The organism is Streptomyces sp. NPDC002520 (assembly GCF_053595235.1).
The window spans coordinates 117765-133753 of record NZ_JBSFXG010000023.1; the positions used below are offsets into that span (position 1 = coordinate 117765).

The following is a 15989-nucleotide window of genomic DNA, read 5'->3' on the forward strand; positions in this document are numbered from 1 at the left end:
CTCCTGGGGTGGGTCACCGGCGGATGCGGGTCATCTCCGGGTCGAACAGCGGCTCGTCGGCGACCGTCGCGGGGACCTTCTCGCCGAAGTACTCGATGTGCACGCCGGTGCCCGTGGCGAGGCCGGCCGGCAGCCAGGCGTAGGCGACGCACCGGCCGAGCGTGTAGCCGTACGAGGCGCTCGTCACGTAGCCGGCGGGGCCGCCGATGGGGGCACCTCCCGCTCGATCGACGTCGAGAGTGGGGGCGTACACCGGCTCCTTGCCGAGAACCACGGCGGAGGGGTCGTCGAGGAGCAGCGGGGTGAGCCGGCGGGACGGTTCGGGGAGGGCACGCAGGGCCTCACGGCCGACGAAGTCCTCCTTGTCCATGCGGACCGCGAAGCCGAGGCCAGCCTCGGATGGGGTGTGCTCGTCGGTCATGTCGACGCCCCAGGCGCGGTAGCCCTTCTCCAGGCGCAGGGAGTTGAAGGCGGAGCGGCCGGCGGCGATCACGCCGAGGTCGCGTCCGGCCTCCCACAGGGTGTCCCAGAGCCTGAGGCCCAGGTCGGCGGTGGTGTACAGCTCCCAGCCGAGTTCACCCACGTAGCTCAGGCGCATCGCCGTCACCGGCACGTGTCCGAGGTGGGTCCGCTTCGCCCGGAAGTAGCCGAAGCCCTCGTGGGAGAAGTCGTCGCGGGTCAGCGGCCGGACGAGGTCGCGGGCGAGGGGGCCCCAGACGCCGATGCAGCAGGTGCCCGAGGTGATGTCGCGGATCTGGACTCCCCCACTCTCGGCTTCGCTCGAGCGGGAGGGGCCCCCAGCAGGCGCGTGGCGCAGCAGCCAGTCCAGGTCGGTGGGGGAGTTGGCGCCGACCTGGAATCGGTCGGGGGCCAGCCGGGCGACGGTGAGGTCGGAGCGGACGCCTCCGGACGTGTCGAGGAGGAGCGTGTAGGTGACCGCACCGGGCTTCTTCCGGAGATTGTTGCTGGTCATGCGGTCGAGGAAGGCGAGGGCGCCGGGGCCGGTGACCTCCAGGCGACGCAGCGGGGTCATGTCGTACAGGGCGACCTTCTCGCGGGTGGCCTTCGCCTCGGCGGCCGCGATCGGGGACCAGTAGCGGGCCGACCAGGCGTCGCGCTCGGGGACGGTGTCGGTGTCGGTGTCGACCAGGTCGGCGTTCGCCTCGTACCAGTGCGGGCGCTCCCAGCCGCCGCCCTCCAGGAAGAACGCGCCCAGTTCCTGCTGGCGGGCGTAGAAGGGGCTGACGCGCAGGGGGCGTGGCCGCTCCATGGGCTGGAGGGGGTGCAGGACGTCGTACACCTCGACGAACTGCTGTGAACCGCGTTCACGGACGTACGACGGTGAACGCTGTGCTTCCTCGAACCGCGTGAGATCGCACTCGTGCACGTCGATCGACGGCCGCCCGTCGACCATCCACTCGGCGACCGCCTTGGCCACACCGGCGGAGTGCGTCACCCAGACCGCCTCGGCCAGCCAGAAGCCACGCAGCTGCCGCGTCTCCCCGAGGACGGGCATGCCGTCGGGGGTGAACGAGAAGACCCCGTTGAAACCGGTCTCGATCCCGGTCCCGCGCAGCGCGGGCAGCAGTCGCCGGCACTCCTCCCAACTGGGCTCCCAGTCCTCCTCGGTGAAGGGGTACGAGGACGGCATCTCCATGTTCTCGGCGCGAGCCGCCTCGTACGCCGGGACCGCGAACGGGTCGACCGGAAGCGGCCGGTGCGCGTACGAGCCGATGCCGATGCGGTCGGCGTGCTCACGGAAGTACAGGTCGCGGTCCTGGTGACGCAGGATCGGCCGGGTGGCCTCGGCGGTGGCACCGCTCAGCTCGGGCAGCGGACGCGTCCTCGCGTACTGGTGGGCGAGGGGCTGCAACGGAACGCCGATGCCGGCCATACGGCCGATCACCGGCCCCCAGAAACCGGCCGCGGAGACGACGTGGTCGGCCGGGAAGGTGCCCCGGTCGGTGACGACGCCGGTGACACGGCCGCCCTCCTGCTCGATCCCGGTGACCGTGTGCCGGTCCAGGAAGCGGGCGCCCCGCGCGGTGGCCCGGTCCATCTGGGCGCGGCTCGCGAGCAGGGCGCGGGCCAGGCCGTCGCCGGGGGTGTGGAAACCGCCGAGGACGACAGACTCGTCGAGCAGCGGCCAGAGTTCCTTGCAGCGGGCGGCGCTCACGATCTCGCCGCTGATGCCCCAGGCGGCGGCGTACCCGGCCCTGCGGTGCAGGTCGGCCAGGCGCTCGGGGGTGGTAGCCAGTTCCAGGCCGCCGACCTGCTCGAAGCAGGAGACGCCGTCGACCTCGAGCGAACAGAACTTCTCGACCGTGTACCGGGCGAACGCGGTGAGGGTCTTCGACGGGCTGGTCCGGAAGACGAGTCCGGGCGCGTGGGAGGTGGAGCCGCCGGGGGCCGGCAGCGGTCCCTGTTCGAGGACGGTGACGTCCGTCCAGCCGCGGGCGGTCAGCTCGTCGGCCAGGGAGCAGCCGACGATGCCGGCTCCGATGACGACCACGCGGGGGCCGGGGCGAGGGGCTTCGGGGGCAGGCGGGGGGTCTCCGGGTGCGCCGAGCCGGCCGTCGGGTGCGCCGAGGCGGTTTCCGTGTGCGCCGATCCGAGATTCGGGTGTGCCGGGGCGGTTTTCGGCTGTGCTGGACATGCCCCTCCTGTGCGGGCGGGGATGGCAGGGGGACGGGGTGGCCGCGGGCCGCTCAGGCGGTGGGCACGTGGGGGCGCTCGGCGGCGATCGTCAGGTCCTGTCCGTGCCCGGTGCGGACGACGGTGTCGCCGGGCAGGGTGAGGAGGCGGTCGCGCACGGACGCCTCGATGGTGGGGCGGTCCGAGCAGGAGCGGCCGGTGACGTTCGGACCGCCGCGGAAGAGGGTGCCGCCGGTGAACACGGCGTTCAGGAAGGGCGCGTGGAGGCAGCGGCTGCCCCAGGTGTGGCCGGGGGTGTGCAGGACGTGGACTTCGAGGCCGGCGACGGTGAGCAAGGACAGTTCGGGGGCCGCGTCGACGGCCGGCACCTCCGCGTCGTCGCCGATCAGCCAGACGTCGTGGTCGACATCGAAGGTCTCGCCGTCGAGTCTGAACTTGGCCGAGGTGACGAAGCGTTCGACGCGGACGTTCCCGCGGACGCTCACAGCACCACCACTGAGCGCAGCACCTCACCCCGGTGCATCTTGCCGAACGCCTCCTCCACCTGGTTCAGGGCGATCGTCTCCGACACGAACGCGTTGAGGTCGAGAAGCCCGTAGAGGTACTGGTCGATGAGGAAGGGGAAGTCGCGGCTCGGCAGACAGTCGCCGTACCAGGAGGACTTGACGGCGCCGCCGCGTGAGAACACGTCGATCAGCGGGAGTTCGATCCTCATCTCGGGGGAGGGCACGCCCACCTGGACCAGCAGGCCGGCGTGGTCGCGCATGTAGAAGGCCTGCTCGAACGTCTCGGGCCGGCCCACCGCGTCGATCGCGATGTCGACGCCGAAGCCGTCCGTGAGGGCGCGAACGGCCTCGACCGGGTCCGTGCCACGGGAGTTGACGGTGTGCGTGGCGCCGAACTTCTCGGCCTGGTCCAGCTTCCTGTCGTCGACGTCGACGGCGATGACCTTCATCGCGCCGTTGAGGCAGGCCCCCGCGATGGCCGCGTTGCCGACCCCGCCGCAGCCGATGACGGCGACCGAGTCGCCCCGGCCGACCTTGCCGGTGTTGACCGCGGCGCCGTAACCCGCCATCACCCCGCAGCCGATGAGGCCCGCCGCCTCGGGGCGTGCCGCCGGGTCGACCTTCACCGCCTGACCTGCCGCGACCAGCGTCTTCTCGGCGAACGCCCCGATGCCGAGGGCGCTGGTCAGCGGGGTTCCGTCCGGCAGGGTCATCGGCTGCGCGGCGTTGCGCGAGTCGAAGCAGTACCAGGGCCGGCCACGGCGACAGGAGCGGCAACTTCCGCAGGGCGCCCGCCAGGCCAGGACCACGTAGTCACCCGGCCGCAGATCGGGGACACCTGCTCCGACAGCCTCGATCGTCCCGGCGGCCTCATGGCCCAGCAGGAACGGGAAGTCGTCGGTGACCGCGCCCTCCCGGTAGTGGAGATCCGTGTGGCACACCCCGCAGGCCTGCACCTGGACGAGTACCTCGCCCGGACCCGGATCGGGCACGACGATCGTCTGCACCTCGACGGGTGCGCCCTTCTTCACGGCGACTACGGCACGGACCTCGTGTGGCACGACAAGCTCCTCTGCTGTTGCGCTTTGCGCGATGGGTTGCGTGATGGGGAACATACTGAGAACGCCGTCACGGAGCCGTCAAGAGGTGCGCGCCAACCCACGGCAAAGGGAACCTGTGGGGTGAAAGCTCTCGGACACACTGCGGCGCGGGACCAGGAACGTCCCGGTCCCGCGCCGCAGTTGCCGTCCCGCGCCCGCCCCTCACCCACCCCGTGCGGGACCGGCAGGCGTCTGTTCGCCGGACGTCCTTCGGTGCCGGTCCGGCCCCGCTCGGACGTCTCCTCACCGCTCCCTCAGAAGCCGTAGCCCATACGGCGGGACAGCTCCGCGCCGGCCGCCACCGTCCGCTTCGCCACCTCTGGCAGGCGGTCGGAATTCAGCCGGTACACCGGCCCCGACACGCTGATCGCGGCGATGACCTGGCCGTCGTGCGCGCGGATCGGCGCGGCCACGGCGGCGAGCCCCAGCTCCAGCTCCTCGACCGTGGCGCCGTAGCCCTGCTCGATCACCGCCTCCAGTTCGGTCCGCAGCATCGCGGCACCGGTGAGCGTGCGCTCCGTGAACCGCGGCAAGGGCCTGGCCAGAAGGCCCTCGCGCAGCGTCGGCGGCATGTGCGCGAGCAGCACCTTGCCGCTGGAGGTGGCGTGCAGGGGAGTGCGCCTGCCCAGCCAGTTCTGCGCGGTCACCGAGGCGGTGCCACGCGCCTGCATGATGTTGACCGCGGCGTCGTCGTCGAGCACGGCGATGTTAACCGTCTCGCCCAGCTCGTCGGCGACCTCGCGGCAGATCGGGACGCCCTCCTGGGAGATGTCCAGCCGCACGGCCGCCGCTCCCGCCAGGCGCAGGACGCCGGCCCCCAGGTAGTACTTGCCGCGGTCCTTGGCCTGGGCCACCAGGCCGCGGTTCTCCAGGACACCGAGCAGCCGGAACGCCGTGGACTTGTGCACGTCCAGCTCCTCGGCGATCTCGGTGACGCCGACCTCGCCGTGCCGCGCGAGGATCTCCAGGACGCTCACGGCGCGGTCCACCGACTGCACCGCGCTGGCCGCGCCGCGGCCGCTCTGCTTCTCCGGGGCCCCCGAGGCCTCCGTCGTCTCCTCGCCGCGGTCAGACCGCTTCTGCATGCGGGTCATGGCTCAACTCTCACCACCTGTCGGCCCGGTTCGGGCCGCATCTGCGGGAAGCTCTTGACGCGACGGTCGTCCCGCGCGGATTCTGTTGCGCATAGCGCTGGATCGTGCGCCATGCGAAACATCATGTTACCCAAGCGTCCGGATCCCGGAAGGGTCCCGGACCACCCGGACCCGTCTCGGTCCGTCACTCCCGTACCGCCGTACCGCCGTACCGCCGTACCGCCCGGACCGGCGACGGTCCTGGCCCCAGCCTGCATCACTCCCGCCTGAATCCCTACTGCCTGCATCGAGCAGGTCCCGGACCCCGTGTCCCGGACCGAGAGGGGGGCCCGTGATTCCCGTCTGCCGCCTCGAAGAGCTCCCCGAGGGGGAGTCCGTCCGCGTCGGGACCACACCGCCGATCGCCGTGTTCCGCACCGACGACGGCGAGCTGTACGCCATCGACGACACCTGCACCCACCAGGACGCCTCCCTCTCCGAGGGCTGGCTGGAGGGCTGCCTGGTCGAATGCCCGCTGCACGCCGCGTCATTCGACCTGCGCACCGGCGAACCGACCTGCCTCCCGGCCCGGCGCCCCCTGCGTACCCACCGCGTCACCGTCGACGACGGTGTCGTCCACGTCCACGTCACCGCGGAGGAGGACACGGCCGCATGAACGCCCTCACCGGCTGGTACGCGCCCACCCCCGTAGCGGTCTCACCCGCCCGTGTACCCGTGTATCCCTTCGCCGCGGCGGCCTGGCCGGTCCGCGGGCGGGTCGCTCCCTTCGTCGCGGCGATCTGGACGACGCCCGCGCCTTGCGCGCCGACCTCACCCGGGGCCCACGCCGGGTGGTGGTCATCGGCGGCGGCTTCATCGGCGCCGAGACCGCGTCTTCGTGCGTCGGACTCGGCCACGACGTCGCGGTCGTCGAAGCCGCCCCGCTCCCGCTGGTGCCCCAACTGGGGGCGCAGATGGCCGCCGTGTGCGCCACCCTGCACCGCCGCGGCGGGGTCGACCTGGTCACCGGCACCGGTGTGGCGGGCCTGCGTGGCACCGTCTCGGTGACCGACGTCGACCTCGCCGACGGCCGCACCCTGCCCGCCGACGTCGTGATCGTGGGCATCGGCGCCACCCCGAACACCGCCTGGCTGGTGGGCTCGACGCTCGCCCTGCACGACGGCGTGCTCTGCGACGACGGCTGTGTGACGGTCCTGCCCCAGGTGGTAGCGGTCGGCGACGTCGCCCGCGCCGGCGGCACCCGGGCCGAGCACTGGACCTCCGCCACCCAGCAGCCCCGCGTCGCCGTGGTCAACCTGCTCGCGGGCCGCGCCCTCGAGACCGTCCGTCCGGAGCCCTATTTCTGGTCCGACCAGTACGGCTCCCGCATCCAGTTCGCGGGCCGACGCCGCGACGGCGACACCGTCCACGTCACGGAGGGCCACCTTGACGACGGCGCCCCCGGAGAGGAGGGCTTCCTCGCCCGATTCGAGCGGAACGGCCGCACGGTCGCCGTGCTCTCCGTGGACCGCCGCCGCGCCTTCATGCGCGCCCGACGGGAACTCGGGCGGGAACAGAGGAAGGCGGAGCCGGCTGTGCTGTGAGAACCGGTCCGGTCGCCCGAGGGGGCTGGAGCCGACCGGCCGAGAGCCATGCGCCGGGCGGACCGGTACGGGGGAAGCACGCTTCGTCCGGCTGGCCCGGAGGCAGGGATCGTCCGGCCGTCCGGAGGCAAGGATCAGGAGTGGGACAGCTGCCCGGCGCCGCCGGGCTGGGGTATCCGCTCCTGATCCCGCAGGGCGGCCCGCTCCCGTCGCCGCGCGGCACGGCGCTCCCGGCGGAGCGACCGGGCCGTGCTGCTCGGCTCGGAGACCACGCCGTACCGCTGGTTCCACACCTGGCGGGTCACCCACACGTCGACCACCGCCCAGGTGGCCACAATCGTGCCGGCCAGGCTGCTGAGCACCATCGGGAACGCCAGCCAGGACCCGGCCAGCGTGCACAGGAACGCCACCATGGCCTGGATCATTGTCACCGCGACGATCAGCACCGCCCGCACCGCCGCCGTGCGCACCGGATCGGGCATCCGGTGCCGCCGCGTGGGCTCCTCGACCCACAGCGGCCGGTACGGCGACGTCCGCGCGCCGGCGGACTGCGCCCCGCGCTCCCCGGCCCGTCGACTCGCCGGAATGCCATGCCCGGGAGCCCTTCGCTCCTGCCGCTCCGCCGTGCCCATCACTGTGTCACTCCCCACCGCCGGCAGACCGCTCGCCCCGGCGTCCGAAGACACCGACCCCCAGTGGCTGCCCGGCTTGCGCTCATTTACGCGGCCGGGACGCGGAAGCGGCACCTCTGGCCGATTCCGCCCCCAATTCCCATGGAGAAGGACGAACGACACGCCCCGAAGATTCCCGTCCTGCGAAAAATTCCGGCCAACCGACTGTCCGTACCGCTTCGGTCGGGGTCTCCGCGCACCCGTATGCCGTAGGGGCCATCTCCCGCAATCTCCGGACAACTCACCATGCCCCTCCGCCGATGCGGAAGTTCAACCTCCGGACAAGTCTTCGAGTTAACTGTGAGGCGGTAGTAGGCTCGCGCCGTTTGCAGACGGACGTGTGTACCCCCGGCCGGCGGGGGTCCAGCTGGGGGAGGCCATGCGCTTTCGCGGGAAGTCGATCCGCCGGAAGATCGTGGCGCTGCTTCTCGTGCCGCTGGTGTTCCTGACCGCCATCTGGGGCTTCGCCACGGTACTCACGGGGCGTGAAGTCGCCCAGCTCTTCAGTGTGTCCGACGTCGTCCAAAACATCGGCTATCCCACCGAGGACACCGTCCGCGTCCTGCAGCAGGAGCGCCGCCAGACCCTCGTCTACCTCGCCGACCCACGCGCGGCCGACGCCCTGTCCGCACTGCACCGCACCCGCACCGCCAGCGACCGCGCCATCGCCGAGATCCGCGCCAACGCCCGGAACCACGACGTGCTCGACGGCCTGGACGCGGCCGACAACGAGCGTCTCACCACGGTTCTGGACGCCTTCGACGGCCTCGACACGCTGCGCCGCAGCGTCGAGGAGCGCACGGTGACGCGTGCCCAGGCCTACGACCTCTACAACCGCCTCGTCGACCCCTGCTACTCCCTGCTCGCGGCACTCGACAGCATCGACGACGTCCAGATGGACAAGCAGTCCGGCGCCCTGGTCAACGTCACTCGCGCCCGTGAACTGCTCGCCCGCGAGGACGCCCTGCTCGGCTCCGCGCTGGTGGTCGGCAGGCTCTCGCAAGACGAGACCCGGGACATCTCCGACCTCGTCGCCCAGCGCACCCTCCTTTACGACATCAGCCTCCCGCTGCTGCCCGCCGCGGAGCGCGAACGCTACGAACGCTTCTGGAAGAACGCCACCACGGCCCCGCTGCGCGCAGCCGAACAGAGCGTCATCAGCACCGATTCCGGAACCCCCCGCGGCGTCACCGCCAAGGGCTGGGACTCCGCCGCGGCCGGCGTCCTCGACGAACTCGGCACCCTTGACGACCAGGCCGGCAACCGCTTCACGGACCGCATGCGCCCCGTGGCCGTCAGCGTCATCGCACAGGCGGCCGTCGCCGGCCTCCTCGGCCTCGCCGCCGTCCTTGTCTCCATCGTCCTGTCCGTACGCGTCGGCCGCGGCCTCGTCCGCGACCTGCGGCAGCTGCGCCTGGAGGCACACGAGGCCTCCGGTGTCCGGCTGCCCAGCGTGATGCGCCGCCTCTCCACCGGCGAACAGGTCGACGTGGAGACCGAGGCGCCCCGCCTGGAGTACGACAAGAACGAGATCGGCGAGGTCGGCCAGGCCCTCAACACCCTCCAGCGCGCCGCCGTCGAGGCCGCCGTCAAGCAGGCCGAACTCCGGGCCGGTGTCTCCGAGGTCTTCGTCAACCTCGCCCGCCGCAGCCAGGTGCTGCTGCACAAGCAGCTCACCCTGCTCGACACCATGGAACGCCGGACCGAGGACACCGACGAACTCGCCGACCTCTTCCGCCTGGACCACCTCACCACCCGCATGCGCCGGCACGCCGAGGGCCTGGTGATCCTCTCCGGCGCTGCACCGTCGCGGCAGTGGCGCCGCCCGGTGCAGCTGATGGACGTCGTACGCGCCGCCGTCGCCGAGGTCGAGGACTACGAACGCGTCGAGGTCCGGCGCCTGCCGCGGGTCGCCGTCACCGGTCCCGCCGTTGCCGACCTCACCCACCTCGTGGCCGAGCTCCTGGAGAACGCCACGGTCTTCTCGCCCCCGCACACCGCCGTCCAGGTCCTCGGCGAGCGGGTCGCCAACGGCTTCACCCTGGAGATCCACGACCGCGGTCTCGGCATGACGGCCGAGGCACTGCTGGACGCCAACCTCCGGCTCGCCGAGACTCCCGAGTTCGAACTCTCCGACACCGACCGGCTCGGCCTGTTCGTGGTCAGCCGTCTCGCACAGCGGCAGAAGGCCCGGGTCTCCCTTCAGCCGTCCCCCTACGGCGGCACCACCGCCGTCGTCTTCATCCCCGACGCGCTGCTCAGCGACGACGACCCGGACACCAACGGCGTCGGCTTCCGCCTCGACCGGGACCGGCCCCCGAAGCACGCCGGGCAGCGGTCCGGCCGCAGCGTCGCCCGCTCGCAGGCACCCGCGCAGCTCCCCGGGGTACCGACCTCCCTGCTGGACGGCCCGGTCGAGCTGGAGGCGCCGGTCGATCTCGACGCCCTCGCCGACTTCCCCGGCGCCCTGACGGACGAGGACAGCGAACGCGGCGGACTGTTCCGCCCCCGCCGCTCCCTCGCCTCCGCCGACGACCGCTCCGCCCGGCCCGCCGATCAGCTTCATCAGCCCGCCCCCCTGCGCGCCGACGACAGCGCGGCCGACAACCGGCTCCCGGGGGCCGTACCACCGCCCAGGCGGCAGACACCCAAGCTGGTCAGCTCGCACGGCAAGCCCGTCACCGACCAGCGGCCCCGGCGTGGCGACGTGGACGAGCCGCTCGAGGACGCCTCGAACCGCTCGGACGCGGGCGGACCGCCCCCGCTGCCGGCCCGCCGCCGCGGCGACGCCGTCCGCAGGGCCTCGGGCCGCACCGGCCGTGGCGACGAGCGGCCGCCGGCCGCCGACGAGCGCCCGCAGACTCCCGTGACCGGCCCGGACGAGAGCGCCCCGGTCCCGGCCCTGCCCCGGCGGACCCCGCCCCGGGCGGTCGCCGCCGGAGGCGACCCTGGCGTCGGCACCCCGCCCACCGGCGGCGACACGCCCACGCAGCCCGGATCCGGTACCGGCCCGCTGCCCCGGCGCGTGCGACAGGCCAGCCTGGCACCGCAGCTGAAGCAGGGCCCCGAGCAACGCGCCGAACCCACGGACCGCCCGGCCGATCGCGACGCCGACGAGGTCCGCAGCCGCATGGCGTCGCTCCAGCGTGGCTGGCAGCGTGGCCGTGAGGAGAACGCCACGGGCGACGCCCGCGACAGCTCAGCACAAGGAACGACAAAGGGGGACGGTCGATGACCGCACCGAAGGCGACCGACCGCTCGACCACGAACAACGGCGAGCTGAACTGGCTCCTCGACGACCTCGTCGACCGGGTCGCCAGCATCCGCAAGAGCGTCGTGCTCTCCGGCGACGGCCTGGCCACGGGGGTGTCCAAGGACCTGACCCGGGAGGACGCCGAGCACCTCGCCGCCGTCGCGTCCGGCTTCCACAGCCTGGCCAAGGGCGTGGGCCGCCACTTCGACGCGGGCACCGTCCGGCAGACCGTCGTCGAACTCGACGACGCCTTCCTGTTCGTGACCGCGGCCGGCGACGGAAGCTGCCTTGCGGTCCTCGCGGACGCCGACTCCGACGTCGGGCAGGTCGCCTACGAGATGACGCTGCTGGTCAAGCGGGTCGGCGTGCATCTGGGTGCCGCTCCGCGCACCGAACTGCCCGCAGGCGGGTAGTGGGATGGCATGAGCGTAGACGGTCAGGGAACAAGCCACTGGTTCGACGACGACGCCGGACCGGTCGTCCGTCCGTACGCCATGACACGCGGCCGGACGACGAGCCCCGACCAGCACCGTCTCGACCTGATCGCGGTGGTCGTCACGGAGCCCGGCGCGGGCGATCCGGAAGCGGACCCGACGCTCGCCCCGGAACACGTGGAGATCGTCGGGCTCTGCCGCACGGCACCCCAGTCGGTCGCCGAGATAGCCGCGGAACTCGACCTTCCCATAGGCGTCGTGCGCGTCCTCGTCGGCGACCTCGTGGACGCCGAACTCGTCCATGTGACGCGCCCGGTGCCCCCGGCCGAGCTGCCGGACGAGAGTATTCTGCGCGACGTGATCAACGGCCTCCGGGCGCTGTGACCGGCGCAGAAGCGGAGTAGTGACGTGACAGGCTGGCAGTTCTGGGTCGACCGAGGCGGCACCTTCACCGACATCGTCGCGCGTCGCCCGGACGGCCGACTGCTCACGCACAAGCTGTTGTCCGACAATCCCGCGCGCTACGCCGACGCGGCCGTCGCCGGTGTACGCGAACTCCTCGGGACCTCCCGGGAGCCCGTCGACGCCGTCCGCATGGGCACCACCGTCGCCACCAACGCACTGCTGGAACGCAAGGGCGAGCGCACGCTGCTGGTGGTCACCCGCGGCTTCCGGGACGCCCTGCGGATCGCCTACCAGAACCGTCCGCACATCTTCGCCCGCCGCATCGAACTGCCCGAGCTGCTGTACGAACGGGTGGTCGAGGCCGACGAGCGCATCGCCGCCGACGGCACCGTCCTGCGTGCCCCCGACCTGGAAGCGCTGTCGGGCCCGCTCCGGCAGGCCTACGACGACGGGATCCACGCCGTCGCCGTGGTCTGTCTGCACAGCCACCTCCACCCGGCCCACGAACGTGCGATCGGCGATCTCGCCGCGCGTATCGGCTTCCCGCAGATCTCGCTGTCCAGCGAGGTCAGCCCCCTGATGAAACTCGTACCGCGCGGGGACACCGCCGTCGTCGACGCCTACCTGTCGCCGGTGCTGCGCCGCTACGTGCGGCAGGTCGCCGACGAGCTGCGGGACGTGCGGCTGATGTTCATGCAGTCCAACGGCGGGCTCGCCGAGGCCGGTCAGTTCCGAGGCAAGGACGCGATCCTGTCCGGTCCGGCCGGCGGAATCGTCGGCATGGCCCGGATGTCGCAGCGCGCCGGCTTCGACCGTGTCATCGGCTTCGACATGGGCGGCACCTCCACCGACGTCTCCCACTTCGCAGGCGAGTACGAACGTGTCTTCACCGCCCGGATCGCGGGCGTCCGGCTGCGCGCCCCCATGCTGGACATCCACACCGTCGCCGCGGGCGGCGGCTCCGTCCTGCACTTCGACGGCTCCCGCTACCGCGTGGGCCCCGACTCCGCCGGAGCCGACCCCGGCCCCGCCTGTTACCGCGCGGGCGGCCCGCTCACCGTCACCGACGCCAACGTGATGCTCGGCCGGATCCAGCCCGCCCACTTCCCACCGGTGTTCGGTCCCGACGGCGACCAGCCTCTGGACGCCGATGTCGTCCACGACCGGTTCACCGTCCTCGCGCGCGAGATCCGCGAGCGGACCGGTGACGACCGCACCCCGGAACAGGTGGCCGAGGGATACCTGCAGATCGCCGTCGCCAACATCGCCAACGCCGTCAAGCGGATCTCCGTCCAGAAGGGCCACGACGTCACCCGCTACGCCCTCACCACCTTCGGCGGGGCGGGCGGACAGCACGCGTGCAGGGTCGCCGACTCGCTCGGCATCCGCACCGTCCTCGTACCTCCCATGGCCGGTGTCCTCTCCGCTCTCGGCATCGGCCTCGCCGACACCACGGCGATGCGCGAGCAGTCCGTCGAGGCACCCCTGGAGGCCTCCGCGATGCCCGGCGTCCGCAAGACGGCCGACGACCTGGAGGGCGCCGCCCGCGCCGAACTCCTCGCCGAGGACGTCCCGGAGAACCGCATCGAGGCCGTCCGCCGCGCCCAGCTCCGCTACGACGGCACCGACACCACCCTCACCGTCGAGCTGACCGACCCCGACACCATGAAGCGCGCCTTCGAAGAACGTCATCGCGCCACGTACTCCTTCACCCTCGACCGTCCGATCGTCGTCGAAGCCCTCTCCGTCGAAGCCACCGGCATCACCGCACCGCCCGATCTCTCCGCCCTTGCCCCTTACGAGGGCCATCCCGCCGCTCCCGAATCCGTCCGCCTCCACACCGGTGGCGCCTGGCGCGACGTGCCCCTGCGCCGCCGCGAGGACCTTCCTCCCGGCGACGGCGTCACCGGCCCCGCGGTCATCACCGAGGCCGGCGCCACCACCGTCGTCGACGACGGCTGGCGGGCCGTGGCGACCGAAGACGGGCATCTGGTCATGGAACGCACGACGGTCACGGAGAGTTCCGATCTCGGCACAGAAGTCGATCCCGTTCTGCTCGAGGTCTTCAACAACCTCTTCATGTCCATCGCCGAACAGATGGGCGCCCGGCTGGAGTCCACGGCCCAGTCCGTGAACATCAAGGAGCGCCTGGACTTCTCCTGCGCCCTGTTCGACCCCGACGGAAACCTGGTGGCCAACGCCCCCCACATCCCCGTCCACCTGGGCTCCATGGGAACCAGCGTCAAAGAGGTCATCCGCCGCCGCGGAAGCGCGATGCGACCGGGGGACACCTACGCCGTCAACGACCCGTACCACGGCGGCACCCACCTGCCGGACGTCACGGTGATCACCCCGGTCTTCGGCACCGACTCGGCGACGGACACGGAGGGTGAGACCGAAATCCTCTTCTACGTCGCCTCGCGCGGCCACCACGCCGAGATCGGCGGGATCGCCCCGGGTTCCATGCCGGCCCACAGCCGCACCATCGACGAGGAGGGCGTCCTCCTCGACAACTGGCTGCTCGCCCAGAACGGCCGCTTCCGCGAGGAGGAGACCCGCCGACTCCTCACAGAGGCCCCCTACCCCTCCCGCAACGTCCGCACCAACCTCGCCGACCTGCGCGCCCAGATCGCCGCCAACCGCAAGGGCGTCGACGAAGTCCGCCGCATGATCGGGGAGTTCGGCCTCGACGTCGTCCAGGCCTACATGCGGCACGTGCAGGACAACGCCGAGGAGGCGGTCCGCCGCGTCATCGACGCTCTGGACGACGGGGAGTACGCCTACGAGACGGACTCGGGCGCGGTCATCCGCGTCCGCGTGCGCGTCGACCGGGCCGCACGCCGCGCCACCATCGACTTCACCGGCACCTCCGCACAACTCGGCACCAACTTCAACGCCCCGTTCGCCGTCGTCAACGCGGCCGTCCTGTACGTCTTCCGTACCCTGGTCGCCGACGACATCCCGCTCAACGACGGCTGCCTGCGCCCCCTGGACATCGTCGTGCCGGCCGGCTCGATGCTCGCCCCCGAGCCGCCCGCCGCCGTCGTCGCGGGCAACGTCGAGACCTCCCAGGCCATCACCGGCGCCCTCTACGCCGCGCTCGGCGTCCAGGCCGAGGGCTCCGGGACCATGAACAACGTCACCTTCGGCAACGACCGCCACCAGTACTACGAGACCGTGGCCTCAGGTTCCGGAGCGGGCGAGGACTTTCCCGGCGCCGACGTCGTACAGACCCACATGACCAACTCGCGGCTCACCGACCCCGAAGTCCTGGAGTGGCGGCTGCCCGTCAGGCTCGAGGAGTTCGCCGTCCGGCCGGGCAGCGGTGGCGCCGGACGCCGGCGCGGCGGGAACGGGGCCGTGCGCCGCATCCGCTTCCTGGAACCCATGACCGTCTCCACACTCTCCCAGCACCGCCGCGTGCCCCCCTACGGGATGGCGGGCGGAGCGCCCGGCGCGCTGGGCGCCAACCGGGTGGAGCGGGCCGACGGCACGGTCACCGAACTCGGCGGCAGCGGTTCGGCGGACGTCGGCCCCGGCGACGTACTGGTCATCGAAACCCCCGGTGGCGGCGGCTACGGCCGGCTGTCGCCCGATTCCCGTCAAGCAGGAGAAGAGATCGATGGTCCTCGAGCGATCTGAGCGCGGCAAACTCCCGGTCGAGCCCGTCACGCTCAAGATCCTGGTGGCCGGCGGCTTCGGTGTGGGCAAGACGACCCTCGTCGGCGCGGTCAGCGAGATCAAGCCGCTGCGCACCGAGGAGTCGCTGACCGAGGCCGGGCGCCCGGTCGACGACACCAGCGGTGTGCAGGGCAAGCACACGACCACCGTGGCCATGGACTTCGGACGCATCACCCTGCGCGAGGACCTGGTGCTCTACCTGTTCGGCACGCCCGGACAGGAACGGTTCTGGTTCATGTGGGACGAGCTGTCCGAGGGCGCGCTCGGCGCCGTGGTCCTCGCCGACACGCGGCGCCTGGAGGACTGCTTCGCCGCCGTCGACTACTTCGAGCGGCGTTCCATACCTTTCCTCGTCGGCGTCAACTGCTTCGACGGAGCGGCCCGTTACCCGGAGGAGGACGTCCGCCGGGCCCTCGACCTTGACGAGGACGTGCCCGTGGTGCTGTGTGACGCCCGTGAGCGGGAGTCGGTCAAGGACGTCCTCGTCGGCGTCGTCCAGCACGCGATGGCGTACGCCGCCGTCCACCGCCGTCCGGCCGCCGTCACCACCTGACGGCTCGGGCACGGCCCGCACCCTCGCCGACCGGGGTACGGGCCGTGGTCCTTC

11 protein-coding genes and 1 pseudogene are annotated in these 15989 nt (G+C 72.0%); 7 read left to right on the plus strand and 5 right to left on the minus strand.

Annotated features, from left to right (window positions below):
• Nucleotides 1–13 precede the first annotated feature (13 nt).
• From ACWD5D_RS28355 to ACWD5D_RS28370, 4 genes are all read right to left on the minus strand, one after another.
• Nucleotides 14–2656 (minus strand): GcvT family protein, encoded by a 2643-nt coding sequence (locus tag ACWD5D_RS28355; protein ID WP_451375583.1) that lies wholly within the window; start codon nucleotides 2654–2656, stop codon nucleotides 14–16.
• 52 nt (nucleotides 2657–2708) lie between these two features.
• A complete protein-coding gene (locus ACWD5D_RS28360; protein WP_451375584.1) occupies nucleotides 2709–3140 on the minus strand; it encodes an MBL fold metallo-hydrolase in 432 nt (143 codons plus the stop codon).
• On the minus strand, nucleotides 3137–4222 hold the full coding sequence (locus tag ACWD5D_RS28365; protein WP_451375585.1) for an S-(hydroxymethyl)mycothiol dehydrogenase: 1086 nt from the start codon (nucleotides 4220–4222) through the stop codon (nucleotides 3137–3139). The genes ACWD5D_RS28360 and ACWD5D_RS28365 overlap by 4 nt, the downstream gene beginning before the upstream one ends.
• A 293-nt stretch (nucleotides 4223–4515) precedes the next feature.
• On the minus strand, nucleotides 4516–5355 hold the full coding sequence (locus ACWD5D_RS28370) for an IclR family transcriptional regulator (protein WP_451375586.1): 840 nt from the start codon (nucleotides 5353–5355) through the stop codon (nucleotides 4516–4518).
• A 331-nt stretch (nucleotides 5356–5686) separates the two neighbouring features.
• Here ACWD5D_RS28370 and ACWD5D_RS28375 point away from each other — a divergent pair, with 331 nt between their 5' ends.
• Both ACWD5D_RS28375 and ACWD5D_RS28380 read left to right on the plus strand, forming a co-directional pair.
• Nucleotides 5687–6010, plus strand: coding sequence for a bifunctional 3-phenylpropionate/cinnamic acid dioxygenase ferredoxin subunit (locus tag ACWD5D_RS28375; protein WP_451375587.1), 324 nt, complete (start codon nucleotides 5687–5689; stop codon nucleotides 6008–6010).
• Between the two features lie 124 nt (nucleotides 6011–6134).
• A pseudogene (locus ACWD5D_RS28380) lies at nucleotides 6135–6938 on the plus strand (NAD(P)/FAD-dependent oxidoreductase); the annotation flags it as partial.
• 134 nt (nucleotides 6939–7072) lie between these two features.
• On the opposite strand, the gene ACWD5D_RS28385 reads toward ACWD5D_RS28380, so the two are convergent.
• Entirely contained in the window at nucleotides 7073–7570 is a 498-nt protein-coding gene (locus tag ACWD5D_RS28385; protein ID WP_451375588.1) for a hypothetical protein, read from the minus strand.
• A gap of 418 nt (nucleotides 7571–7988) precedes the next feature.
• Here ACWD5D_RS28385 and ACWD5D_RS28390 point away from each other — a divergent pair, with 418 nt between their 5' ends.
• From ACWD5D_RS28390 to ACWD5D_RS28410, 5 genes are read left to right on the plus strand one after another with little or no spacing between them, the layout of a single operon-like run.
• The gene (locus ACWD5D_RS28390) at nucleotides 7989–10844 is read left to right on the plus strand and encodes a nitrate- and nitrite sensing domain-containing protein (protein WP_451375589.1); all 2856 of its coding nucleotides are present in this window, start codon (nucleotides 7989–7991) and stop codon (nucleotides 10842–10844) included.
• Nucleotides 10841–11275, plus strand: coding sequence for a roadblock/LC7 domain-containing protein (locus tag ACWD5D_RS28395; RefSeq protein ID WP_451375590.1), 435 nt, complete (start codon nucleotides 10841–10843; stop codon nucleotides 11273–11275). The genes ACWD5D_RS28390 and ACWD5D_RS28395 overlap by 4 nt, the downstream gene beginning before the upstream one ends.
• 9 nt (nucleotides 11276–11284) lie before the next feature.
• Entirely contained in the window at nucleotides 11285–11680 is a 396-nt protein-coding gene (locus tag ACWD5D_RS28400) for a DUF742 domain-containing protein (protein ID WP_451375591.1), read from the plus strand.
• A 24-nt stretch (nucleotides 11681–11704) separates the two neighbouring features.
• Nucleotides 11705–15343, plus strand: a complete 3639-nt coding sequence (locus ACWD5D_RS28405; protein WP_451375592.1) for a hydantoinase B/oxoprolinase family protein — start codon at nucleotides 11705–11707, stop codon at nucleotides 15341–15343.
• Entirely contained in the window at nucleotides 15324–15935 is a 612-nt protein-coding gene (locus ACWD5D_RS28410; protein ID WP_451375593.1) for a GTP-binding protein, read from the plus strand. Before ACWD5D_RS28405 ends, ACWD5D_RS28410 begins: the two co-directional genes overlap by 20 nt.
• Nucleotides 15936–15989: the final 54 nt, after the last annotated feature.